The following is a 22,062-nucleotide window of genomic DNA, read 5'->3' as shown; positions in this document are numbered from 1 at the left end:
ATGGCGCTCGGCGGAACCCTGGCCTCGATCCTCGCGACGGGGCTTGCCATGGGGGCGATCTACGCCCTCATCGGCGTCACCTACAACATCATGTTTTCCACCTCGCGCGTGATGAGCTTCACCGCGGGGCAACTCGGCATGCTCGGCGGTGTGCTCGGCTCGTTCTTCATACTTCGCCTTGGCTTGCCGCTGATCCCGGGCTTTGCGCTGACGCTGGCCGCCTGCGCGGTGATCGGCATCGTCACCGAGATCGTGGCGGTGCGTCCGGTGCTCAAGAGTCTCGACCAGCATCTCTATGTGCTGTCCACGCTCGCAATGGCGCTGATGATCCAGCAGGTGACGGCGATCGAGTGGAGCACCGAGCCGCAGGCCTTTCCGAGGCTGTTCGGCCTCGGCTCAGGCGTGCTCGACGAGAAATTCTGGCTGCCGATTGGCGCCTGTGCCCTTGTCATTGCGGGGCTGGAGTGGATGCAGCGCGCCACGCTGGTTGGCCGGGCCTTCCTGGCGGTGGCCGAGGACAACTTCGCCGCCCGCGCGCTCGGCCTGCCCGAGCGCAATTTGCGCGTCTTGAGCTACGCGCTGGCGGGCGCCATCGGCGGGCTCGCCGGCTTTGCCGGCGGCGAGCTGATGCTCGCGTTCTTTGCCAATGGTGCGCTGCTGAATTTCTACGGCTTCGTACCTGTGGCGCTCGGCGGGCTCGGCAACAATCGCGGCTCGATCGTCGGAGGGCTGGCGCTTGGCATTTTCCAGCAGGCGGCAAACTTCCTGGTCGGCGGCATCTTCGCCTCGGTGGCCGTATTCGTCGTGTTCATTGTCGTGCTGCTGGCCTGGCCGCAGGGCCTGTTTGGCCTATCGACCGGAAGGCGCGTGTGATGCCATGACGGATCATTCGCAAGTAGCGTTGGCCGCGGCCGAGGCGGCCAAGCACTCAGCCAAAAATGCCTGGATCGGCAGGACGGCTCCGTTCGCGGCGATCGCGGCCGTGGCCGTTATCCTGCCCCTTGTCGGTAACGATTACTGGGCCGTGATCGCCTCACGCGCCGCGATCTACTGGGTGCTGGTCGCAGGGCTCAACCTGATCGTCGGGTTCGCCGGCCAGCTCGCGATCGGCTATGTCGCGCTATTGACGCTCGGCGCCTATGTCACGAGCGTCCTCGCCGCTGGCAATGTCCTGCCGGCAATGCCGCTGCCGATCTGTTTCGTCGCCGCCGCCTTCACGGGCGGGGTCTTTGGCGTCATCGTCGGATTGCCGGCGCTGCGGCTGCGCACCTTCTATTTCGCGATTTCGACGCTCGGATTTGCAACCATCGTCACCCAGATCGCGCTCGCTTGGCAGAGCGTGACCGGTGGCGGCATCGGCCTGCCGGGGCCGGAATTTCCAGCACCCATCAACACTCCATGGGGCTTTTATGCCTTCTGTCTCGCCGCGGCGGCGCTCGCGACCTGGATTTCCGCCAATGTCGCGCACAGCCGGTTTGGCCGTGCCCTGGTCGCGATCCGCGATGCCGACGTCGCGGCGGAGGCCAACGGGATCTCGAAGGCGAAGCTCCTGGTGCCGGTGTTCCTGCTCGGCGGCGCCATGGCGGCGATTGCCGGCGGGCTGTTCGCGACATTGCAGACCTACATCACGCCCGACGCCTTCACCTTCGATCTGTCGATCCTATTCTTCATCGCCATCCTGATCGGCGGGCGCGGTTCGATCCTGGGGCCGCTGCTCGGCACGGTGCTGCTGACGATCCTGCCCGAGATAGCCGCGCCGCTGGCATCATGGTCGACCTTTCTCTACGCGGTGCTGCTGCTTGTCATCGTGCTCGTTGTGCCCGGCGGCATCGCCGACGTGCTCGACTTCAAGAACCGCCATGCGCTTACCAGCGGACGGGCGATCGTGCCGAGGCCGTCGCTGCTTCCCGGCGTCTTCGCGCACCGGCCGGAAGCAGAGACCTTAACGCTGCAGAACATCGTCCTCACGTTCGGCGGCGTCCGTGCGCTGGCCGGGCTCGATCTCCAGATCAAGCCCGGCGAGGTGCATGGCTTGATCGGTCCCAATGGCAGCGGCAAGACCGCGGCGCTCAATGTCATCTCCGGCTATTACGCACCACGCCAGGGTGAGGCGCGGATCGGCGATCGCCTGCTTCCGCCCGCGCGGCCGGAGCTGCGGGCCGCTCTCGGTATCGCACGCACATTTCAGACGCCGCGGATCGTCGGCGAGGAGACCGTGCTCGAAAACGTCATGATCGGCGGCACGGTGTCAGGCCGCGCTGGCTTCCTGGCGACGCTTCTGGCTCTCCCTGGGCGCGGTCGTGACGAGCGCGACCTGACGGCGCGGGCGATGCGTGCGCTGGAAACGGTAGGGCTCGAGGCTTTGGCGGAAGTGAGGGCAAACCGGCTGCAGCACAGCGAGCTCCGCTTTGTCGAGATCGCCCGCGCCTTGATGCTGGCGCCTTCGGTGCTGCTGCTGGACGAGCCCGCGGCGGGATTGTCGCCTGATGAAATCGAGCGGCTCGGCGCGCTGATCACGGAGATCAGCAAACAGGGCACAGCGGTGCTGCTGGTCGAGCACCATTCCGATCTGATCTTTGCCATCTGCCAAGAGGTGACCGTGCTCAACCAGGGCCGCGTTCTGGCGCAGGGAACGCCGGCCGACATTCGCAGCCACAAGGAGGTGATCAGTGCCTATCTCGGCGGCTGAGGAAGCACTGCTCGACGTGCGCGGGCTCGAAAGCGGCTACGGCAAGATCGGCGTCCTGCATGGCGTCTCGCTGCAGGTCCGCGCGGGCGAGGTGGTCACGTTGCTCGGTCCCAACGGGGCCGGCAAGACGACGCTGTTGCGCGCGATTTCCGGGCTGCTGCCGTGGAGCGCGGGCGACGTCGTTTTCGAAGGACGCTCGCTGGCAGGCCTGGGCCCGCGCGAGACGGCGCGTGCGGGCCTCGTCCATGTCATCGAAGGTCATCGTGTCTTCACGCAGCAATCGGTTTTCGACAATCTGCTGCTCGCCGGTTACGACGTGCCGCGCCATGAGCGCAGCCAGCGTATCGACGAAGCCTTGAGCTACTTCCCCGAGATCGCGGCCAAGCGCAAGGAGCTCGGCGGCGCACTCAGCGGCGGACAGCAGCAGATGCTGGTGGTGGCCCAAGGCCTGGTGCGCCGTCCGCGCCTGCTCATGCTGGACGAGCCGTCGGCGGGATTGGCGCCGGTGCTGGTCGATCGCGTGCTAAGCGTCGTCGGCGAGTTGCGCCGCAAGGGCACGGCCGTGCTGCTTGTTGAGCAACTCGTGGAGAAGGCGCTGGCAAGCGCCGATCGCGTCTACGCGCTGGCGCGCGGGCGCGTGGTGCTCGAGGCCGCAACCGGTACGGCCGATCTCGCCGAGCGGATTGAACACGCCTATTTCGGCCATGCCGCGTGACGCCGGACCTTGACCAGGTCATTCGGCAGGATTTACCGCTGCGAATCGTATGCGGCCGCCGCTGGGCAGTCGGCGGGTACATGAACCGCAGCCCATCAAACGCTGAACCTTTTCTCAATCGCCCAGACTTATAGTTGCGTCCGAGCCCCGATGCTGGGGTGCTGAAAAGCTTCAGCGGTTGCCGGGGCGTCGCCGATGGCTCTCTTTCGTGCCGCAACGCAAAGCTGAGGCACGATGTACAGCCCGGCGCGCATTCCAATATTTGATTTCAGAAAACGGAGGAGGAGCCCAATGCGCAAGTCTCCCGCCATTTTCCTTTGCAGCGTGGCAATAGTTCTTGCAGCGTCGACCGCTTTGGCCGGAGAGCAGGTGCTCGAGTTCAAGCTGGTTACCAAACCGATCGATTACAAGGTTACGGAGGCCGCAAACATCGAGGGCCAGTCGGTCGCGTCCGGCAAATTGTTCGGTGTCGCTTTCTTCAAGGACGGTCGTATCGCGGTGAAGGACTTCGTCAACTCGGCGGACTTGCTCAAAGGCTCGGGATCCATTCACGGCTACAGCACCTACACCTTCGAGGACGGATCCTCGATTACGGCTCGTTACGCCGGCTCGGTCAAAGACGGCAAGTCGAAGGGTGAATATACGATCCTTTCGGGTACGGGCGCTTATGCGAACGCCACGGGCACGGGCAGTTTCGAAAGCCTGCCGAGCGGATTCAAGGGCGCCGGTCTTTATGACGGCAAGTTCGTCATCAAGACGCCCGGCTCATAGGAGCCGTGACGCCCGCGGCCTAGGCTTGTCATTGCGAGGAGCGAATGCGACGACCCGCCGTCGCTGGCTGCGCGAGCCATGGCGAGGCGTGAAGTCCCGCCGCTTCGCTTGCGCTCGCAATGACGCTGGAGGTTGGGCGCGCGTCCGCTCAATTCGCTCCGCCTGGCGACGGCTTCACACTTCGAGCCATTCCTTGCGAACGGCGTCGTTGGCCCTGAGTTCGTCCGGCGTGCCTTCGAACACGATGCGGCCATGGCCCATGATGTAGACGCGATGCGAAATCCTGAGCGCGATGGATAACTTCTGCTCCACCAGGAGGATGGCGACGCCTGCCTCCGCGATATGCGCGATCAGGTCGCCGACCTGCTGCACGATCAGTGGCGCCAACCCTTCGGTCGGCTCATCGATCATGATGAGCTCGGGGTCGCCCATCAGCGTCCGGCACGTCGTCAGCATCTGTTTTTCGCCGCCGGACAGCACACCGGCGGGCGTATCGGCGCGCGCCGCGAGATTGGGAAACATGTCGAGCATATCCTGCAGCCGCCATTTGCCCGGACGACGCGTGTCCTTGATGCCGAGCAGGAGGTTCTGACGGACCGTGAGGCCGGGGAAGATGTCGCGGTGCTCCGGCACATAGCCGAGCCCTAGCCGCGCGATCTTGTGGCTCGGGAGTCCTGCGATGTCCTGTCCCTTGAAGCGGATGGTCCCCAGCGGCGGCACCTCGCCCATGATGGCCTTGACCGTGGTTGAGCGGCCGACGCCGTTGCGGCCGAGCAGGCTCACCACCTCGCCGGCGGAGATCGAGAGGTCGACACCCTGGAGGATGTGGCTCTTGCCGTAATAGGCGTGCAGATCCCTGACCTCGAGCATCAATGCGCCTCCTCGCCGAGATAGGCTTCCTTGACCTTCGGGTTGCCGCGGATCTCCTCGGGCGTGCCGGAGGCGATGATGCGGCCGTAGACCAGGACCGAGATGCGGTCGGCGAGGCCGAACACCACGCTCATGTCGTGCTCGACGATCACGAGCGTGCGCCCCTCGGTGAGCCGACGGATCAGGGCGACGGCGCGTTCGGTCTCCGCGTGGCTCATCCCGGCGGTCGGCTCGTCCAGCATGATGACGTTGGCGCCGCCGGCGATGGTGATGCCGATTTCGAGTTCGCGCTGTTCGGCATAGGTTAGAAGTCCCGCCGGCACGTTGCGGCGGTGGCTCAAATGAATGTCGTCCAGGATCTCCGCGGTGCGTCGCCGCACCTCCGGCAGCTCGTCCACGTTCTTCCAGAACGCATAGCGGTGGCCGGTGGCCCAGAGCACGGCGCAGCGGACGTTCTCCCACACGGTCATGCGGGCGAATACGTTGGTCACCTGGAACGAACGCGACAGGCCGCGCCGGTTGATCTCGAACGGCCGCAATCCCGAGATCACGTCGCCGTTGAGCCGGATCTCGCCCGAACTCGGCCTGATATAGCCGCTGATCAGGTTGAACGTCGTGGATTTGCCGGCGCCATTGGGGCCGATGATGGCGTGGCGTTCACCTTTCGCGACGCTCAGATTGAGGTCGTGGATGATGCTCACATTGCCGAAGCGCTTTTCGACGGCGCGAACTTCGATGGCTGGCATCACGCGAGGTACCCCCGGTCACGGGCGATGCTGCCGGCGCGGTCCCAGGCCTGTCCGATGCGCCGCCAGGTGATGCGAGCAACGATGAAGCCGCCGACGATCAGGACGGCCGCCGTGACCCAGGTCGCGGGTGCGGTCGCGTTGAAGGCGATGCCGAGAAGGTTGATGATGTTGCCATCGCCCTCGCTCGCGGTGTAGCGCGCCACCGTCTCGATCGAGAGAATGACACCGCAGGCCAGCGCCAGTGTCGGGAGTGCCGCGACCAGATAGGACGGAATCACCATCGCAAGCGTTCCGGCGCGGATCAGCGGCCGGTGCATCATCAGAAGGCCGGCAATGCCGCCCGGCGCGAACATCACGATGCCGATAAAGATGATGCCGAAATAGAGCTGCCAGACGCTGGTCACATTGGTCAGCCCGAGCTGCAAATAGGTCACGAGAATCGCGCCCAGGATCGGACCAAAGAAATAGGCCGTGCCGCCGATGAAGGTCGCGAACAGCACCAGGCCCGACTGCACCGCGCCGAGATAGGCGGAGTTCGCGATCTCGAAATTGACCGCGGCAAGGCCGCCCGCGATGCCGGCAAAGAAGCCGGCAAAACAATAGGCGAGATAGCGAACGACGTGAGGATCGTAGCCGATGAACTCGACGCGCCCGGGATTGTCGCGGACCGCATTGCAAATCCGCCCGAGCGGCGTGCGGGTGAGGGCGTACATCGCCATCGCCGCGACAAAGACCCAGAATGCGATCAGGTAATAGACCTGAATTTGCGGCCCGAAGCTCCAGCCGAAGATGTGCGGCAGCGCGGTGCGGTCGGTGGTGATGCCGGATTCGCCGCCGAACACGCTGCGCAGGATCAGCGACGAGGATGCGACCAGTTCGCCGATGCCGAGCGAGATCATCGCGAACACCGTGCCCGCGCGCCGGGTCATCACCCAACCGATCAGGAGCGCGAAGGCGAGGCCGCCGATGCCGCCAACCAACGGAATCAGGGGAAGCGGGATCGGCCATCCCCGCGTGGCGACCGCGTTCATCACATGGACCGCGGCGAAGCCGCCGAGGCCGTAATGAACCGCGTGGCCGAACGACAAGAGGCCGGTCTCGCCAAGCAGAATGTTGTAGGACAGCGCGAAGATGATCGCGATACCGATCAGGCTGAAGGAGGTAAGCGAGCCGCCTGAGGAGAAGATGAGCGGCAACACGACGAGCGCGATCGCCACTATCGCCCAGAGGCCGTAGAAGCGCAGGGCTTGGCCGGAGGGTGTCGCGGCGATATCAGGCGCGGAAGTCATGGTGCTGGTCATGTTTCGCGCGTCCCGAGCAGGCCCATGGGACGGACGATCAGGATCAGCACCAACAGCACATAGGGCAGGACCGGCGCGATCTGGGCGATCGTGACATTCCAGATGTCGCTGAGGACCGAAGGTCCGACGCTCGAATCCAGCGGCCCGAACGCGCTGGCGAGCGAGCCGTTCAGTGCAACCGCAAAGGTCTGCACCAGGCCGATAAAGAGCGAGGCGATGAATGCGCCCGGCAAGGAGCCGAGGCCGCCAAACACGATCACGACGAATAGGATCGGGCCGAGCAGGGCGGCCATGTCGGACTGCGTCACCAGCGCCGGACCGGCGATGACCCCGGCGAGCCCGGCAAGCGCGCTGCCGACGCCGAACACCAGCATGAACACCCGTCCGACATTGTGGCCGAGATGTCCGACCATGCTGGGATGCGTCAGCGCCGCCTGCACGATGAGGCCGATCCGGGTCCGCTTGAGCGCGATCAGGAGCGCCACGAAGATCGCCACCGAAACCGCCAGCATGAAGATCTTGTAGGCGGGATAGTTAGTGGAGAACACGGTGAAGGCCGGAAAGTCCAGCGCCGCCGGCACGCGATAGTCCACCGGGCTCTTGCCCCAGATCATCGAGACGATTTCCTCGATGGCAAAGGCGAGCCCGAAGGTCAGCAGCAATTCGGCGACGTGTCCGTGCTTGTGGGTGTTGCGCAGACCGTAGCGCTCGACCGCCATGCCGACCGCGCCGACAAGCAGCGGCGCGAGCACCAGCGCCGGCCAGAACCCGATCCACTTGGTGAGCTGATAGCCAAAGAACGCGCCCAGCATATAGAAGCTCGCATGGGCGAAATTGAGCACGCCCATCATGCTGAAGATGACGGTGAGCCCACTGGACAAAAGGAACAACAGCATCCCGAACAGGATGCCGTTGAGGGTCGAAATTACGATCAGCTCAAGCACGGTTCACTCGTTGGTAGCCACGCGCGCCTCGCATGGGTCACGGAGCGGCGAGGTGGAACTGCCGCTCCGTCGGCTCCGGCCTGGTGGTCACGCAAACGTCGGTCCCGCCCCGGATGTCCGGAGCGGGAACGGACGCGCGCGCCCGTCATGGCCGCGTCATCTTGCAGGTCGTGGGCAGCACGGTCTGCGGCGTATCCACCTTTGAGACCAGGCGCCAGCCCCAGCCGGTGTTCTCCTCGTCGAACGGCTCCTTTTCGCTGCGGCTGCCGAACGAGGAAATGTAGATCGGTTGGAAGAACTGATGGTCGTCCTTGCGCATGACGCCGCTGCCGCCGTCGAGAACGTCGAACTTCATGTCCTCGAGCGCGGCGGCAACCTTCACCGGATCGATCGAGTTGGCCTTTTCGGCGGCCGCCTTGAACATGCGCATCTCGTTGACCGCGCGAGGGTACCAGAGCGACAGGCCGACCTTGGCCCGGAATGCCTTCTCGAACTCCATCGCGGCCTCATCGCCGGAATTGGCGAAGCCTTCGGTGATCTGAAAGACCTGATGATCGAGATTTGCCTGCTTGATCGCGGTCGGGCCGCCGGCACCACCGGCATAATAGGTGTACCAGTTGACCTTGAGCCCGGCGTCGGCCGCGGCCTTCAGCAGCAGGGCGATGTCCTGTCCCCAATTGCCTGTGACCACGCTATCGGCGCCTGACGCCTTGATCTTGGCGATATAGGGCGAGAAGTCGGTGATCTTGAGCAGCGGGTGCAGTTCGTCGCCGACGATCTGCACATCGGGCCGCTTTTCTCCCAGCATCTTGCGCGCCTGGGTCCGCACCGACTGGCCGAACGAATAGTCCTGGTTGATCAGATAGACTTTCTTGATGGAGGAATTGCCCTTCATATAGTTCGTGAGGGCTTCCATCTTGATGTCCGAGTTGGCATCCCAGCGGAAGTGCCAGAAGCTGCACTTCTCGTTGGTCATGCTCGGCTCGACCGCGGCATAGTTGAAGTAGAGCACTTCCTTGCCGGGGTTGCGCGTGTTGTTCTTGGTCACGAAATCCTCCAGCGCTGCGCCGACCGAGGAGCCGTTGCCCTGGGTGATGTAATGAGCGCCCGCATCGATCGCCTTCTGGGCCTGGACGAGGCTTTCCTGCGGATTGGTTTTGTTGTCGAGCGGCAGGATCTCGACTTTATGACCAAGGATGCCGCCTCTGGCGTTCAGCTCATCGGCCAGAAACTGGAACGTTTTTAACCCGCCTTCGCCGACACTGGCGCCGCCCCCGGAGAGAGGATCGATGTAGCCGATCTTGACGGTGTCCTGCGCATAGGCAGCTCCACTGAGCATCGGCAGGGCCATGGCGATGACCCTCGTGATTTTGAGCATTTTCTTGTTTCCTCGCTTGCGTGTCGACTTTGGTATTGGCCGTGTTGCGCGGCACAATTTCAGCCATAGTGCGCGAATGACTCCGCGTTGACAAGTCCGGCGCCCTTCCGCCCGGCGGAATGGCGCGCGGGCTGAAATAGCGGCGATCACGCCGATCGTATCTTCTGCTCGATCGACCGGGCCGCATCCAACAGAATCTCGGCCAGCTCGGGCTCGCGACGCGGGCCAAGCCGCATGCGAACCGCTGATACGGTGATGGCCGCCGCCGGACGGCTATCGGGGGTCTTGATCCATGTGGAAATCGACTTCGTGCCCGGCACGAGGCCCACTTCGCGCAGATTGTAGCCGCGCCGTCTTGCCGCCGCGATCTGCGCCAGCACGGTCGCCGCATTGGTCCGATAGGACACGAACCTCGCCTCGTTGGCGGCGACGATCTTTCGCGCGTCCTGGGCCGGCATCGCCGCCAGGATCGCCACTCCCGCGCTGCTGACGCCAAGCGGACGCCGCGCGCCGATCTCGATGGAAAGCACCTGGATCGGGAAAGAGCCGATCCTGCGGTCGACGCACAGCGTATCGTTGCCGGTGCGCACCGTGAGAAACAGGGTGTCGCCGACCTCTCGCGAGGTCCGCTTGAGAATCTCGTCCGCGGCTGCAAGCAGCGGCGACCGTGAGGGGCGGGCCAGCGCCAGTTCGGGGACCTGCCTGCCGATCGCATAGCGGCCAGTTCTTTCATGGCGCTCGACGATGCCTTCTTCGATCAGCACGTGAACGATCCGGTGCACGGTCGGGCGGGTCAGTCCGGTCGCCTGCACGACCTCGGCGAGCGGCAGGCCGGTTTCGCGGCCCGCGGCCAGAATGCGCAGGACCGCCAGGGCACGGCGAATGGCCTGCGCCCCTCGCCTCGGTTCCGTCTTCGGACCGGTTCTCATGTCCATGATGTCACGCACCCATTGTCCATATTGTGGACAGAAACGCCATAATTCGGTCGACAGGTAAAGGCCCCGGATCGGATGATTGCGCGTCGGATCGGGCCGTCCTCGATCAGGCTTGCAACAAAAGATGGTGGACCGTGATCCATCCAGGGAGGATGCGACGAGATGTCTCGCAAAAGCGGTGGTTGCCATAGGCGCAGCAACGGCCGGCCCCGGCACCGCAAGGCGCGGGCCTGACCGCGACGCGGCCATGCGGATCGATCCTTCCGAACTCGGCGCGGAGCGGATTTACCGGCTCATGACCGGTATCGTCGTGCCGCGCCCGATCGCCTGGGTGACGAGCCTGTCGGCCAAGGGTGTCGTCAACCTCGCGCCCTTCAGTGCGTTCACCTTCGTCTCGCAGAAACCGCCGATGCTGGCGATCAGCATCGGCCGCAAGGCCGGCGTTTACAAAGACACCGCGCATAACATTCTCGACACAGAGGAATATGTTATCCACATCGCCGACACGCCGCTGATGAGCGCGCTGCACGAGAGCTCGGTCGAGCATCCGCCCGATGTCAGCGAGGTCGAACTGCTTAAGCTCGAGATGCTGCCGAGCGAGCGCATCAAGGTGCCGCGGCTCGCGGCACCGCCGGTTGCCATGGAATGCCGCTTCCGGCAGTGCCTTGAGTTCGGCGAGGCGCGCAGCCGCCTGATCGTCGGCGAGGTCGTGATGTTTCACATCCGCGACGGTCTCGTGAACAACGGTAAGATCGAAACCGAGGCGCTCGATCCGATCGCACGCATCGGCGGTCCGCGCTACGCGCGGCTCGGCGAGATCGTCACGCTGCGCACCGTATTCCAAACCCCGAAGTCGCCCGACTGAACAGCGCGCCGGCCGCGGGATCCAGCAGAAGCAACTTCATCATGGTCGAACATTCCTCACTTTCCTCGGCCGGCACCTATACGACGCGCGAGCGTGCCGCCATCATCTTTTCCTGCATGCTCGGCTTCGCGCTCGATCTGTACGACGTGCTGATCATGCCGTTCCTGATGAGCTCGATCCAGGCGTCGCTGCACATTTCGTTGACGCAGGTCGCGAGCGTCACCAGCCTGACCTTGATCGGATCGGTGATCGGCGGCGCGTTGTTCGGCTGGCTCGGGGACCGCCTCGGCCGTAAGCAGGCGCTGCAGCTCACGCTCGGCGTTTTCGCGGCCGGCTCGATCGCCTCCGCCTTCGCCTGGGACTATCCGAGTCTCGCGATCCTGCGTTTCATCACTGGGGTCGGCCTCGGCGGTGAGTGGGGCGCGGGCATGGTGCTGTTCAACGAGGCCTGGAACAAGGATCGCCGCGGCCTCGGCAGCGCGTTCATCCAGGGCAGCGCGGTGCTGGCCAGCGCCGGCGCCTCGATCGTTGGCGTCTGGGCGACCACCTCCTTCAGTCTCGATTGGGGCTGGCGCATCGCGCTGCTCACCGGCGGCTCGCCGATCGTCCTGATGATCTTCATCCGCTTCTTTATGCCGGAATCCAAAGCCTGGCTGCAGTTCGACCGCGCGCGCAAGAGCGGCCTGGTCAAAAACAGGGTGAAGACCACCAACACGCTGCTCTTGATGTTCAAGGGCAGGCTGTTGCCGATTTCGCTGATGTGCCTCGCCTGGATGATGGCCTATATGTTCAGCTATTACGGCATCGTCGTCTTCATGCCGACCTTGATGCAGAAGTCGCTTGCCGCGCCGCCTGAAGTGGTGCGCAACATCTCGGTCATCGCCTCCGTCGTTGGCGGCTGCTCCTATATCAGCATGGGCGCGCTCAACGATGCCCTCGGTCGCCGCTTCGGCGCGCTGGTGCCGGGGCTCTCCTGGGGCCTGATGGCGGGCTGCCTCTATCTCTTCGCACACGAGAAATATGCGGGAAGCCTGCTCGGCTTTCCGATGTTCTGGACCTACATCGCCTTCGTGATCGGCAATTCCGCGCTCGGCGTGGTCGGCACCTGGCTATCGGAGATCTACCCGATCGAAGTGCGGTCCACCGCGGTGTCGGTCATCTACATGGCCGGTCGCGGCGTCGGCAGCTTCGCGCCCGTGGTCGTGCCCATGGCGGCGGCGCTGTTCGGCGGCGAGCTCGCTTTTGGCATGCTGGTCGTCGTGCCGGCGATCATCATCTTTCTTGCGATGACGTTGTCGCTTCCGGAAACGCGCGGCCGCGAACTGACGGGCGTCGAGAACGGAAACCACCGCAGCCAGCCGGCCTGACGCCGGCGACGAGGATTTGTCACATGCGACTGTTGAGCTATCTGGTGAACGGCGAGCCGCGCTACGGCGCGGCCGTCGAAGGTGGGGTCGTCGAGCTCTCGCGGCGGATCGGACGCGACTTCCCGGACCTGAAGGCGCTGATCGCCCGCGATGGATTGGCGGCTGCCCGCCAGGCCGTCGCGGGCGAGAAGCCCGACTACGCGCTCGATGAGCTGACGCTGCTGCCGCCGGTACTGACGCCGGAGAAACTCTGGTGCATCGGCGTGAACTACATGGACCGCAACGCCGAGTACAAGGACAATTCGGATCTGCCCAAATATCCCAGCCTGTTCGTCCGCAGCATGTCCTCGGTGGTCGGGTCGGGACAGGGGCTCGAGAAGCCCAGTGTATCGGACCAGCTCGACTATGAAGGCGAGCTCGTGCTCGTGATCGGCAAGCAGGGGCGCCACATTCCGCGCGAGCACGCGTGGTCGCACATCTTCGGGATGACCCTGTGCAACGAGGGCACCGTGCGCGACTGGCTCCGTCACGGCAAGTTCAACGTCACGCAAGGTAAGAATTTTGACCGCTCCGGCAGTATCGGCCCCTGGATCGTGACCGCGGATGAGTGCGATCCGCGCGGTCCGCACGACATCATCACCCGCGTGAACGGCGAGGTGCGTCAGCAGGACTCGACCGAGCGCCTGATGTTCCCGTTCGATGCTCTGATCGCCTATCTCTCCACCTTCGCCACGTTAAAGCCGGGCGACATGATCGCGACCGGCACGCCGACCGGCGCCGGCGCGCGCTTCGATCCGCCGCGCTGGCTCAAGGTCGGCGACGTGGTCGAGGTGGAATCCTCACGCATCGGCGTGCTGCGCAATGCGGTCGCGGAGGGCTAGCACCATGCTCGATCAAGCCACCATCAAGCGTCTCGCCGAGCGGCTCGACGAGGCCGAGCGCAGCAAGAAGCTCATTCCCATGTTCACCCGCGAGCATCCTGACCTGACGATCGAGGATGCCTATGCGATCCAGCGGGCCTGGACGCAGCTTCAGCTCGGACGCGGCCGCGTCATCAAAGGCCACAAGATCGGTCTGACCTCGAAGGCGATGCAAAGCGCGGTCGGAATCGCCGAGCCGGATTACGGCGTGCTGTTCGCGGACATGTTCTATCCCGATGCGACCGAGATCCCGTTCGATCGCTTTCACGCACCGCGGATCGAGGTCGAACTCGCCTTCGTGCTGAAGGCGCCGCTCCGCGGGCCGGATTGCACCATCTTCGACGTGCTCAACGCCACCGACTATGTGACGCCGGCGCTCGAAATCCTCGAAACCCGCATGCATCGCGTCGATCCCGAGACCGGGAAGACCCGCAAGGTCATGGACACGATCTCGGATAACGCTGCGAATGCCGCGCTGGTCCTGGGCGGGCGGCCGTTCCGGCCGCTGGAGGCTGATTTGCGCTGGATCGGCGCGCTTCTGTTCCGCAATGGCCAGATCGAGGAGACGGGACTGGCGGCCGGCGTGCTCAACCATCCCGCGAACGGGATCGCCTGGCTTGCCAATCGGCTGGCACCGCATGACGAGCATCTTGCGGCCGGCGAGGTCGTGCTCGCCGGATCCTTCACCCGCCCGATCGACATCCGCCGCGGCGATACGTTTCATGCCGATTACGGCGCCTTCGGTTCGGTGTCCTGCCAATTTGCGTGATCTGGAAGGAGAACAGCGTCATGACGGATAAAGCACGGCGCAAGAGCGTCCATATCGGCGGCTTCAAGCACGCCAATCCGATTCCGAACGCCTGCCGCATCGGCAATCTCGTGATGTCAGGCGTCATCCTCGGCCGCGATCCGGCGAGCGGCAACATGCCTTCGAGCCTGGAGGCGCAGTGCGCCAATATGTTCGCCCACATGAAAGCGACGGTGGAAGCCGCGGGCGGCAGCACCGATGACATCATCAAGATGACGGTGTGGCTCAAGGATCGCTCGCAGCGCGGCCCGCTCAATGCCGAGTGGCTGAAGATGTTTCCCGACGAACATTCGCGCCCCGCGCGTCATTCCCTGCAGATGGACATGGAAGGCGGCGCGTTGGTGCAGTGCGACTTCACCGCCGTCATCGACTAACGAGGACCCACGCCCGTGCCGACCTATCTTCCCTTTGATCCCAACCCGCGCCGGCCCTCAAGGCTGCCGCCGCCCAAGACCGTCGACAGCCAGTTCCATGTGCTCGGACCGCTGGAGAAATATCCGGTGCGCGCCGGCGCGGCCTATCAGATGCCGAGTGCGACCTGGGAGGCGGCGCTCCGCATGCACAAGACGCTCGGGATCGAGCGCGGCATCATCGTGCAGACGACGACCTATGGCGCCGATCACGCGGTGGTGCTGGATGGTCTCGCCGCCATGGGCCCGAACTATCGCGGCTGCGCCAATGCGCTCGTGTTCGCCGAGGCGAACGACGCCTATCTCGCTAAGCTCCATCAGGCCGGCGTCCGCGGCGCGCGCTTCAGCTTCCGCCAGGAGCTCGGCGCGGTGCTGTCGGACAAGGACTTTGCCCGCGCGATCGCGCGAATCCGCGAGCTCGGCTGGTATGTGAAGATCCAACCCGAAAAGGATGGGATCATCTCGAGCGTCGCGAAGTACGAAAACCTCGAGGTACCGGTGCTGATCGATCACATGGCCCGACCCGATCCGGCCCGCGGCAAGGACGATCCGAACCTCTGCAAGATGCTGGAGCTGCTCGCGAAGGGCAATTTCTGGGTCATGCTCTCGCTCGGCGAGAAGACCTCGAAGGCGGGTCCGCCCTGGGACGACGTCATCCCGATCGCACGCGCCTATATCGAGGCCGCGCCCGATCGCTGCGTGTGGGCGAGCGACTGGCCGCACCCGGTCTCGGTGATGCAACCGCCCAACGATGCCGATCTTTTGGAGCTGATGTATCGTTACGCTCCCGACGAGGCAACGCTGGAAAAGATCCTGGTTCACAACCCGGTAAAGCTGTTCGGGTTTCCCGAGTGAGCAGTTCGTGAAGGGGGCCATTACGGGCCCGCTTGCGACATTCCCGGCGCCTCGCGCACAGTCACGCGTTGACGATTACGTGTGAGGAGTCGCCGAGCTGAGCGAATCGGGGCATACCGCCCAACCCCCGCGTCATTGCCAGCGCGAGCGAAGCAAACCCAGCTTTCTGCACGGATGCAGTCTGGATTGCTTCCGCCTACGCAAAGGCGCATCGGCGGGACTTCACGCCTCGCCATAGCTCGCGCAGCGAACGACGGCGGGTCGTCGCTTTCGCTCCTCGCAATTGTGCATGTTCACTAATTCGCTGATCGAATCCAGCCCGCAGGGGGGATTCGATGCGCGACAACAGCTTCGACCGGACGATTGAACGGAATTACATTCAGAAGTGGCGGTTCTTGATCGCAGAGTATGAGGAAGTGAAAGCGGGGCGATCGGCGACATTCCGGCGGGTCGGGGATTTCTACCGCCACCACGGCACGTGCTCGCAGACGTTCCGGAAGTACTATAACCGCTACCTGCGCAGCGGCGCGGAGGCCGACCTGCTGCCGCAGCGCCGCGGGCCGAAATGGCGCGAACGCCGCCAGCCGGAAGGCATTGAGGCGGAGATCGTCGCCTGCCGCAAGCGCGGCATGAACCGCTACGAGATCCATGCCGCCTTGCGTGAACAGCGCGATACGGTACCCTCGCCATCGACCATCTATCGCGTCCTAGAGCGTTTCACGTTTTGATAGAAGCGTATCCGGCGTTTTCGAAGTAGTTGCTGCATTCGTTGGGCTGGATGGTTGTGATGAGGCTGCCGATATGGCGGCAAATGTCGTCGATGGTGCGCTTCTGGGCGGCGCGCATCCAGTGCTTGATCTTGGCGAAGGCCTGTTCGATCGGATTGAGGTCGGGGGAGTATGGCGGCAGGTACCAGAGCCTCGCGCCGGCGGCTTTGATCAAGCGGCGCAGGACCGCCGACTTGTGACTGCCGAGATTGTCCATGATGACGATGTCGCCGGGCTGAAGCTGCGGAACGAGAACCTGCTGGACATAGGCGCGGAAGCATTCGCCGTTGATTGGGCCGTCGAACAGGCACGGTGCGGTGAGGCGGTCGCAGCGCAAGGCGCCAAGGAATGTCAGCGTCCGCCAATGGCCATGTGGCGTGAAGCTCCGCACCCGCTCGCCTTTTGGCCCCCATCCGCGCAGTGGGGCCATGTTGGTCTTAATCCAGGTCTCGTCGATAAAGACCAGGCGTCGGGGATCGAGGTTGGCCTGCCATGAACGCCAGCGCTGGCGTCTACTCGCGACGTCTGAGCGAGCTCGCTCGAGGGCGAGCAGCGTTTTTTTGAACCGCAGCCCTTCGCGACGCAGAAACAGCCAAACCGCATTGTGGGAAACCTTGATCCCGCGCGCCGCCAGTTCGTCCTTTAGGGCGTGAAGCGTCACATGCGGCGTCTGACTGATCCGTTCCTTGATGAAGGCGCGATGCGGCTCAAGGACGGGTTTGCGATGGCCCCCATCTTCCCGGGCGCTACCGAGCCGGTCGCGCGATAACGTTGCGACCACTTCACCACGGACGACACCGCAACGCCAAACCTCGCTGCGACCGAACGACAGCTCTCACCCTTCGCAACCGCCGCAACAACACGCTTACGCAGGTCATTGGAAATTGGTCGAACCATCGGATGCTGGCCTCCAGTCCCAGCCAGCATCTTGAATCACATTCGCCCCAAATCCGGAATCCCTCCCGATTCAATTAAGCTGTGAACCGCTCTAAAGCGCCACGAGCTGAACCGCCGCACCCCGGCGATGCGTGAGGAGAAACGCCGCATTATCAAGGACAAGATCGGGGAACTCGGCCATATTGACCTGCACCAACTGCCGCGCGACATGTTCCTGGTGCCGCCGCCAAGCCCTGCCTTCATCATCAGCCTGCTCGACAGTTGCTCACGCCTGGCCTGGGCCGAAGTCCTGACCTCGAAAAAGGCGCTGCCGGTCATGTTCAAGGCCCTGAAGATGATCAACACCCTGAGCGTCACCTATGGGGTCCAGTTCGCCGAGATCCTCTCTGATAACGGGGCCGAGTTCGCCTCCCGCAATAAACCGGAGGAGCACCCCTTCGAAGCCATGCTGATCGAGCTCGGCATCAAGCACCGCTACACCAGGCCCTACCGGCCGCAGACCAATGGCAAGGTCGAGCGGTTCTGGCGAACCCTGGACGATGACGTCATCGAGGGCGCCACCTTCGATAACCTTGAGCACTTCGCCAATGAACTGTTCGAGTACCTGATCTACTACAACAACTTCAGACCTCATCAGGCCCTCGGCGGCAAGACCCCAAAGGACTTCGCCGCCGCCCAGACTCAAACCATTCGATCAGCGAATTAGTGAACATGCACAGCAATGACGGTCTGATTGAAGGCGCTCGTTCGGCGCTGCCTTGATCGGCGGATGCTCCAGATGCTCCGACCTCAATCCTCCTTGATCCATTCCGCGAGCGGCATGACATCGGGCGGTTCGGCGTAGCCGTGCGTCCACATGTCCACGACCCATTCGACCTTGGTCGCGCGGTCGATGAGCACAGCGGTGTTGTGCGGCAACTGCAGCACCAGTGCATTACCGCGGTAATGCGGGTCGCCGACGGTATGATATTTCAGAAGGCCCCACTCCTGCAGGACGAGCAGCAGACTCGTCGTGTTGCGTGTGGTGTCCCAGCAATCGAAATTGTGTGTGGAGTCGAGTGCACGAATGTCGGCCTTCGCCACGCGCTTGTCCGTGCCGATCACCGGCCCCATGCGGCGATCGAACCAGACCACGGCCTTCTGCACGGCGGCTCGCTCCGCGGCGGCTGAAGCGCGCCCGCTTGCGAGGATCTTGCCGAGCGCGCTGCGGTCGGTGGGCGTGAAGTCCAGCATTTCGCGCCGCCGGCAGACGAAACCATAGCACACGGTCATCGATCGCGCCGACGGAGGGAAGATCGACACTGTCGTGTAGAGGGCCGACTGGGCTGCCGTCAGCTCGACCGCTGCGGCCGGCGTGGCGAGGCAGCACCATCCCACGGCACACAATCCAAATGCAGCCGCTCCCAAACCGCTCCGCGCGAGCCTTGCAGCAGTCGCGCGCGGTTGCTTCCCATTCGCAAGCCCCATCGACGTCTCGAGCCCCTGCCGGAATCGATCGGAAGGTAACCCGGTCGCATTGCGATGCCAAGAGATGGGCTTGCCCGACCGGATAACTCCACGAGCTCGCGCGCTCCGCCTTATCCCCAGGGGCCGCGGGGACGTGGCGAGCGGTCCCACGGGTTACGCGCGGAGTCGTCGGGCTCGGCCGGAGTCCAAGGCCCAGCTCCCCGCGTGCCGAGTTCGGCTGCGAGCTGCTGCAACGCTGCGATGCGGTTCGCGGTCGACGGATGGGTCGCAAACAGGTTGTCGATGCCGTGACCCGACAGCGGATTGATGATGAACAGGTGTGCGGTTGCCGGATTGTGCTCGGCATCCATGTTCGGGATCTGGTGGGCGGCGTTTTCGATCTTGACGAGCGCGGAGGCGAGCCACATCGGCTGCCCGGCGATGCGCGCGCCGACATTGTCGGCGGCGTATTCGCGCGTGCGGCTGATCGCCATCTGCACCAGCATGGCGGCGAGCGGCGCCAGGATCATCATGACGATCGACGCGATCGCACCGGGTCCGCTGTTGTTGCTGCGGTGGCCGCCGAAAAAGATCCCGAACTGCGCGAGCATCGAGATCGCGCCGGCGATGGTCGCGGTGATCGTCATCAGCAGCGTATCGTGATGTTTGACATGCGCGAGCTCGTGGGCGATCACGCCGGCGAGCTCTTCGCGGCTGAGGGATTGCATCAACCCGGTGGTCACGGCCACCGCCGCGTTTTGCGGGTTGCGGCCGGTCGCAAAGGCGTTCGGCTGCGGGTTGTCCATCACGAAGACGCGCGGCATGGGCAGGCCGGCACGGCCGGCGAGCCCGGCCACAAGCTCGACGAGCTCGGGCGCGGAGTTTCGATCGACTTCCTGGGCGCCGTAGGTCGCCAGCACCATGCGGTCGGAATTCCAATAGGCGAACAGGTTGGTCGCGCCGGCGATCAGAAGCGCGATGATCGCGCCCTTGCCGCCGCCGATCAGGTAACCGACGCCCATGAACAGGGCTGTGAGGCCCGCCAGCAGGATTGCAGTTCGGAAATAATTCATCACCGCCTCCCTCCTGCCGTGCCAGGGGCGCGCGGCAGCTCCTAATCAGGTAGCGATCGGCGTTGCGGCGCCGCAAGATGGGGTAGGTGCGTCGCCGCGCCGCGCACGGCTACGCGGCGCTTCTCCCCAGGTAGTTCCTGGCAAACTCCAGATACCAATCCAGGCATCCGGGATTGGCCATCGCTTCCTTGTTGATGACTTTTTCCATGGGATGACCGAGCAGGAGCTTCTTGATCGGCAATTCCTGTTTCTTGCCGGACAGTGTCCGCGGAATCTCGGGGACAGCGATGATCTCGTTGGGCAGGAAGCGGCGCGACAGGCCGGCTTCGATCGCTCGGTTGATCTTGGCCTGCATCGCCGCATCCAGCGCGATGCCTTCGCGCAGCACCACGAACAGCGGCATATAGCTTTCGCGCCCGAGATATTCGAGGTCGACGACCAGGGAATCCAGCACTTCCGGCAGCGACTCGATCGCCGAGTAAAGTTCGCTCGTCCCCATGCGCAGGCCATGGCGGTTGATGGTCGCGTCGCTGCGGCCATAGATTACGCAGGAGCCGTCCGGATTGATCTTCAGCCAGTCGCCGTGACGCCAGACGGGGCCGCGTCCGCTGCCGTCGAAATTATCGGGATAGGTCTCGAAATAGCTGGCGCGATAGCGCTGGTCGCCTTCGTCGTTCCAGAACCGCAGCGGCATCGAAGGCAACGGCTCGGTGCAAACGAGTTCGCCGACGTCGGCGATCACGGCGCGCCCTTGGTCGTCGAAGGCCTCCACCGCGCAGCCGAGCAGGCGGCACTGCATCGTACCGGGCGTTTGCGGCAGTTCGCGATTTCCTCCGATGAAGGCGCCCGCGAAGTCGGTCCCGCCCGATATGTTCGCCCACCACATGTCTTCTTGCGAGCGGTTGCCGTTGATCTTGGCAAGGGCCGCAAAGCGCGCGTTGAACCATGCTTGCGTGTCGGCGCTCAGCGGCGAGCCTGTCGAGCCAAGCGCGCGCAACTGCGACAGGTCGCCCACGGATTCAAGGTCGATGTCGGCCTTGCTGCAGTTTGCAAAGAATGCCGCGCCTGCACCAAAGAAGGTCGCCTTCGCGTTGGCGACGAACCGCCACAGTGTCGTCCAGTCCGGCTTGTCCTTCGATCCGCCGGGGCTTCCGTCGAAGACGCAGCAGGTCGTTCCGTTCAGAAGCCCGTTGACTTGCGAATTCCACATGATCCAGCCGGTCGAACTGTACCAATGGAAGCGCTCGCCAAGGGAGTTCGGCTGGTAGCTGCAGCCGATATCGTTGTGCAGCGTCATGAGCGGCAGCGCCACCACGACGACACCGCCATGGCTGTGAACGATCGGCTTTGGCAGGCCGGTCGTTCCGCTCGAATAGACGATCCAGAGCGGGTGATCGAACGGCAGCCAGGCCGGCTCGAATGCGTCGATCGGGGCGCTTCTGCTGGCGAGGATTTTCGACAGCAGCGGATCGGATACCGCCGGATCGCCGCTGCCATCGCTCTGCAGAATGAAGTGCTCCACTGACGGCAACGCGCGGCGCAGCTCGTCGATCACGGCCCGGCGATCGTGCCGCCGGCCGGCATAGGTGACGGCGTCGCAGGCGATCAGTACCCTTGGCTCGATCTGCTTGAAACGGTCGATCACCGCGGGCGCCGCCATATCGGGCGCACAGACGCTCCAGATTGCGCCGATGCTCGCGGTGGCGAGAAACGCGACGATGGTTTCGGCGATGTTCGGCAGGTAAGCCGCGACGCGGTCACCGGGGCCGACGCCTTTTTCCTTCAGGTACAGGGCAAGCGCCGCCGCCTGCCGCCGCAGCTCCGGCCAGCTCGTCTCCTTCAGCACGCCATCTTCGCCGCTGGCAATGATCGCCGGCATCCCGGCAGCGTCCGCCGCCTCGACATGCCGGAACACCTGTTGCGCGTAGTTCACCGATGCGCCGGGAAACCAGATCGCGCCCGGCATCTTGCGCTGGCTCAGCACGGCGCGAAACGGCGTCGGTGATTGCAGGTCGAAATAGTCCCATATCGTCCGCCAGAAGCCATCGATGTCGCGGACGGACCACTGCCGCAATTCCTCGTAGTCGGAAAAACTCAGGCCGCGTTGATCGGCGAGCCAGCGGCGATAGAGCGTGATCTGGGGGACGTAAGGTGCTGTCATGATCGTTTCGGTTGCCTTGCGGAGGGGGTTGCCCGGCTGAGACCTCAGCATAGCAGAAGTTCCGCAGGGATATCATTGCAAGGCGGCCGCGGCCACCGCCGCGCGGCAAGCCGCCATCCTGGCCGCGTGCTGGCGGGGTGC

At 64.1% G+C, this 22,062-nt stretch carries 22 protein-coding genes; 12 read left to right on the top strand and 10 right to left on the bottom strand.

All coding sequences use genetic code 11. The features are described from left to right. The 4 genes from P6U23_RS37875 to P6U23_RS37860 all read left to right on the top strand — a co-directional run bounded on the left by P6U23_RS37875 (position 1) and on the right by P6U23_RS37860 (position 4,175). The gene (locus P6U23_RS37875; RefSeq protein ID WP_407177371.1) at positions 1-873 is read left to right on the top strand and encodes a branched-chain amino acid ABC transporter permease; all 873 of its coding nucleotides are present in this window, start codon (positions 1-3) and stop codon (positions 871-873) included. 4 nt (positions 874-877) lie between these two features. Then, entirely contained in the window at positions 878-2,689 is a 1,812-nt protein-coding gene (locus P6U23_RS37870; RefSeq protein ID WP_407177370.1) for an ABC transporter permease subunit, read from the top strand. After that, positions 2,670-3,404 (top strand): ABC transporter ATP-binding protein, encoded by a 735-nt coding sequence (locus tag P6U23_RS37865; protein WP_407177369.1) that lies wholly within the window; start codon positions 2,670-2,672, stop codon positions 3,402-3,404. Before P6U23_RS37870 ends, P6U23_RS37865 begins: the two co-directional genes overlap by 20 nt. Positions 3,405-3,695: 291 nt before the next feature. Beyond that, on the top strand, positions 3,696-4,175 hold the full coding sequence (locus P6U23_RS37860; RefSeq protein WP_407177368.1) for a hypothetical protein: 480 nt from the start codon (positions 3,696-3,698) through the stop codon (positions 4,173-4,175). Between the two features lie 174 nt (positions 4,176-4,349). Here the strand turns inward: P6U23_RS37860 and P6U23_RS37855 are convergent, their stop codons facing one another. From P6U23_RS37855 to P6U23_RS37830, 6 genes are all read right to left on the bottom strand, one after another. Further along, entirely contained in the window at positions 4,350-5,045 is a 696-nt protein-coding gene (locus tag P6U23_RS37855) for an ABC transporter ATP-binding protein (RefSeq protein WP_407177367.1), read from the bottom strand. Further along, positions 5,045-5,794 (bottom strand): ABC transporter ATP-binding protein, encoded by a 750-nt coding sequence (locus tag P6U23_RS37850; protein WP_407177366.1) that lies wholly within the window; start codon positions 5,792-5,794, stop codon positions 5,045-5,047. Before P6U23_RS37850 ends, P6U23_RS37855 begins: the two co-directional genes overlap by 1 nt. Continuing rightward, on the bottom strand, positions 5,791-7,095 hold the full coding sequence (locus P6U23_RS37845; RefSeq protein ID WP_407177365.1) for a branched-chain amino acid ABC transporter permease: 1,305 nt from the start codon (positions 7,093-7,095) through the stop codon (positions 5,791-5,793). The genes P6U23_RS37850 and P6U23_RS37845 overlap by 4 nt, the downstream gene beginning before the upstream one ends. Further along, the gene (locus P6U23_RS37840) at positions 7,092-8,039 is read right to left on the bottom strand and encodes a branched-chain amino acid ABC transporter permease (protein WP_407177364.1); all 948 of its coding nucleotides are present in this window, start codon (positions 8,037-8,039) and stop codon (positions 7,092-7,094) included. Before P6U23_RS37840 ends, P6U23_RS37845 begins: the two co-directional genes overlap by 4 nt. Before the next feature lie 145 nt (positions 8,040-8,184). After that, positions 8,185-9,417 (bottom strand): branched-chain amino acid ABC transporter substrate-binding protein, encoded by a 1,233-nt coding sequence (locus P6U23_RS37835; protein ID WP_407177363.1) that lies wholly within the window; start codon positions 9,415-9,417, stop codon positions 8,185-8,187. 146 nt (positions 9,418-9,563) lie between these two features. Beyond that, complete coding sequence (locus tag P6U23_RS37830; RefSeq protein WP_407177362.1) at positions 9,564-10,352, bottom strand: IclR family transcriptional regulator; 789 nt, start codon at positions 10,350-10,352, stop codon at positions 9,564-9,566. A 247-nt stretch (positions 10,353-10,599) separates the two neighbouring features. On the opposite strand from P6U23_RS37830, the gene P6U23_RS37825 reads away from it, so the two are divergent. From P6U23_RS37825 to P6U23_RS37795, 7 genes are all read left to right on the top strand, one after another. Further along, positions 10,600-11,217, top strand: a complete 618-nt coding sequence (locus P6U23_RS37825) for a flavin reductase family protein (protein WP_407177361.1) — start codon at positions 10,600-10,602, stop codon at positions 11,215-11,217. 41 nt (positions 11,218-11,258) lie between these two features. Continuing rightward, positions 11,259-12,584, top strand: coding sequence for an MFS transporter (locus P6U23_RS37820; RefSeq protein WP_407177360.1), 1,326 nt, complete (start codon positions 11,259-11,261; stop codon positions 12,582-12,584). Positions 12,585-12,607: 23 nt separating this feature from the next. Then, positions 12,608-13,465 (top strand): fumarylacetoacetate hydrolase family protein, encoded by an 858-nt coding sequence (locus P6U23_RS37815; protein WP_407177359.1) that lies wholly within the window; start codon positions 12,608-12,610, stop codon positions 13,463-13,465. A 4-nt stretch (positions 13,466-13,469) separates the two neighbouring features. After that, positions 13,470-14,273: a 2-oxo-hept-4-ene-1,7-dioate hydratase gene (hpaH, locus tag P6U23_RS37810; RefSeq protein ID WP_407177358.1), complete on the top strand. Its 804-nt coding sequence runs from the start codon at positions 13,470-13,472 to the stop codon at positions 14,271-14,273. A 20-nt stretch (positions 14,274-14,293) separates the two neighbouring features. Beyond that, on the top strand, positions 14,294-14,686 hold the full coding sequence (locus tag P6U23_RS37805) for a RidA family protein (RefSeq protein ID WP_407177357.1): 393 nt from the start codon (positions 14,294-14,296) through the stop codon (positions 14,684-14,686). Between the two features lie 15 nt (positions 14,687-14,701). Further along, complete coding sequence (locus P6U23_RS37800) at positions 14,702-15,577, top strand: amidohydrolase family protein (protein ID WP_407177356.1); 876 nt, start codon at positions 14,702-14,704, stop codon at positions 15,575-15,577. A gap of 335 nt (positions 15,578-15,912) precedes the next feature. Further along, positions 15,913-16,305, top strand: a complete 393-nt coding sequence (locus P6U23_RS37795) for a helix-turn-helix domain-containing protein (protein WP_407177355.1) — start codon at positions 15,913-15,915, stop codon at positions 16,303-16,305. Here the strand turns inward: P6U23_RS37795 and P6U23_RS37790 are convergent. Then, a protein-coding gene (locus P6U23_RS37790) for an IS630 family transposase (protein ID WP_407177354.1) occupies positions 16,295-17,241 on the bottom strand; the annotation gives its coding sequence in 2 pieces (ribosomal slippage) (positions 16,295-17,079 and positions 17,079-17,241; 948 coding nt in all). The genes P6U23_RS37795 and P6U23_RS37790 overlap by 11 nt on opposite strands. A 127-nt stretch (positions 17,242-17,368) precedes the next feature. Between P6U23_RS37790 and P6U23_RS37785 the strand changes: the two genes are divergently transcribed. Further along, the gene (locus P6U23_RS37785) at positions 17,369-17,947 is read left to right on the top strand and encodes an integrase core domain-containing protein (protein WP_407177353.1); all 579 of its coding nucleotides are present in this window, start codon (positions 17,369-17,371) and stop codon (positions 17,945-17,947) included. A gap of 83 nt (positions 17,948-18,030) precedes the next feature. Here P6U23_RS37785 and P6U23_RS37780 read toward each other — a convergent pair whose 3' ends face one another. The 3 genes from P6U23_RS37780 to P6U23_RS37770 form a co-directional block, all read right to left on the bottom strand. Further along, on the bottom strand, positions 18,031-18,708 hold the full coding sequence (locus tag P6U23_RS37780) for a hypothetical protein (RefSeq protein ID WP_407177352.1): 678 nt from the start codon (positions 18,706-18,708) through the stop codon (positions 18,031-18,033). A gap of 110 nt (positions 18,709-18,818) precedes the next feature. Then, on the bottom strand, positions 18,819-19,760 hold the full coding sequence (gene htpX / locus P6U23_RS37775) for a zinc metalloprotease HtpX (protein WP_407177351.1): 942 nt from the start codon (positions 19,758-19,760) through the stop codon (positions 18,819-18,821). Between the two features lie 109 nt (positions 19,761-19,869). Continuing rightward, on the bottom strand, positions 19,870-21,921 hold the full coding sequence (locus tag P6U23_RS37770) for an acetoacetate--CoA ligase (RefSeq protein ID WP_407177350.1): 2,052 nt from the start codon (positions 21,919-21,921) through the stop codon (positions 19,870-19,872). Positions 21,922-22,062: the final 141 nt, after the last annotated feature.

The sequence above is a fragment of the Bradyrhizobium sp. STM 3562 genome (assembly GCF_045571435.1).
In the GTDB taxonomy this organism is placed as follows: Bacteria; Pseudomonadota; Alphaproteobacteria; order Rhizobiales; family Xanthobacteraceae; genus Bradyrhizobium.
This window is presented reverse-complemented; position numbering and strand designations above follow the sequence as displayed.

Coding starts and splice junctions, on each gene's coding strand:
- P6U23_RS37875 (WP_407177371.1), top strand. CDS start 1: ATGGCGCTCGGCGGAACCCTGGCCTCGATCCTCGCGACGGGGCTTGCC.
- P6U23_RS37870 (WP_407177370.1), top strand. CDS start 878: ATGACGGATCATTCGCAAGTAGCGTTGGCCGCGGCCGAGGCGGCCAAG.
- P6U23_RS37860 (WP_407177368.1), top strand. CDS start 3,696: ATGCGCAAGTCTCCCGCCATTTTCCTTTGCAGCGTGGCAATAGTTCTT.
- P6U23_RS37855 (WP_407177367.1), bottom strand. CDS start 5,045: ATGCTCGAGGTCAGGGATCTGCACGCCTATTACGGCAAGAGCCACATC.
- P6U23_RS37845 (WP_407177365.1), bottom strand. CDS start 7,095: ATGACCAGCACCATGACTTCCGCGCCTGATATCGCCGCGACACCCTCC.
- P6U23_RS37835 (WP_407177363.1), bottom strand. CDS start 9,417: ATGCTCAAAATCACGAGGGTCATCGCCATGGCCCTGCCGATGCTCAGT.
- P6U23_RS37830 (WP_407177362.1), bottom strand. CDS start 10,352: ATGGACATGAGAACCGGTCCGAAGACGGAACCGAGGCGAGGGGCGCAG.
- P6U23_RS37825 (WP_407177361.1), top strand. CDS start 10,600: ATGCGGATCGATCCTTCCGAACTCGGCGCGGAGCGGATTTACCGGCTC.
- P6U23_RS37820 (WP_407177360.1), top strand. CDS start 11,259: ATGGTCGAACATTCCTCACTTTCCTCGGCCGGCACCTATACGACGCGC.
- P6U23_RS37815 (WP_407177359.1), top strand. CDS start 12,608: ATGCGACTGTTGAGCTATCTGGTGAACGGCGAGCCGCGCTACGGCGCG.
- hpaH (WP_407177358.1), top strand. CDS start 13,470: ATGCTCGATCAAGCCACCATCAAGCGTCTCGCCGAGCGGCTCGACGAG.
- P6U23_RS37805 (WP_407177357.1), top strand. CDS start 14,294: ATGACGGATAAAGCACGGCGCAAGAGCGTCCATATCGGCGGCTTCAAG.
- P6U23_RS37795 (WP_407177355.1), top strand. CDS start 15,913: ATGCGCGACAACAGCTTCGACCGGACGATTGAACGGAATTACATTCAG.
- P6U23_RS37785 (WP_407177353.1), top strand. CDS start 17,369: ATGCGTGAGGAGAAACGCCGCATTATCAAGGACAAGATCGGGGAACTC.
- P6U23_RS37780 (WP_407177352.1), bottom strand. CDS start 18,708: ATGGGGCTTGCGAATGGGAAGCAACCGCGCGCGACTGCTGCAAGGCTC.
- htpX (WP_407177351.1), bottom strand. CDS start 19,760: ATGAATTATTTCCGAACTGCAATCCTGCTGGCGGGCCTCACAGCCCTG.
- P6U23_RS37770 (WP_407177350.1), bottom strand. CDS start 21,921: ATGACAGCACCTTACGTCCCCCAGATCACGCTCTATCGCCGCTGGCTC.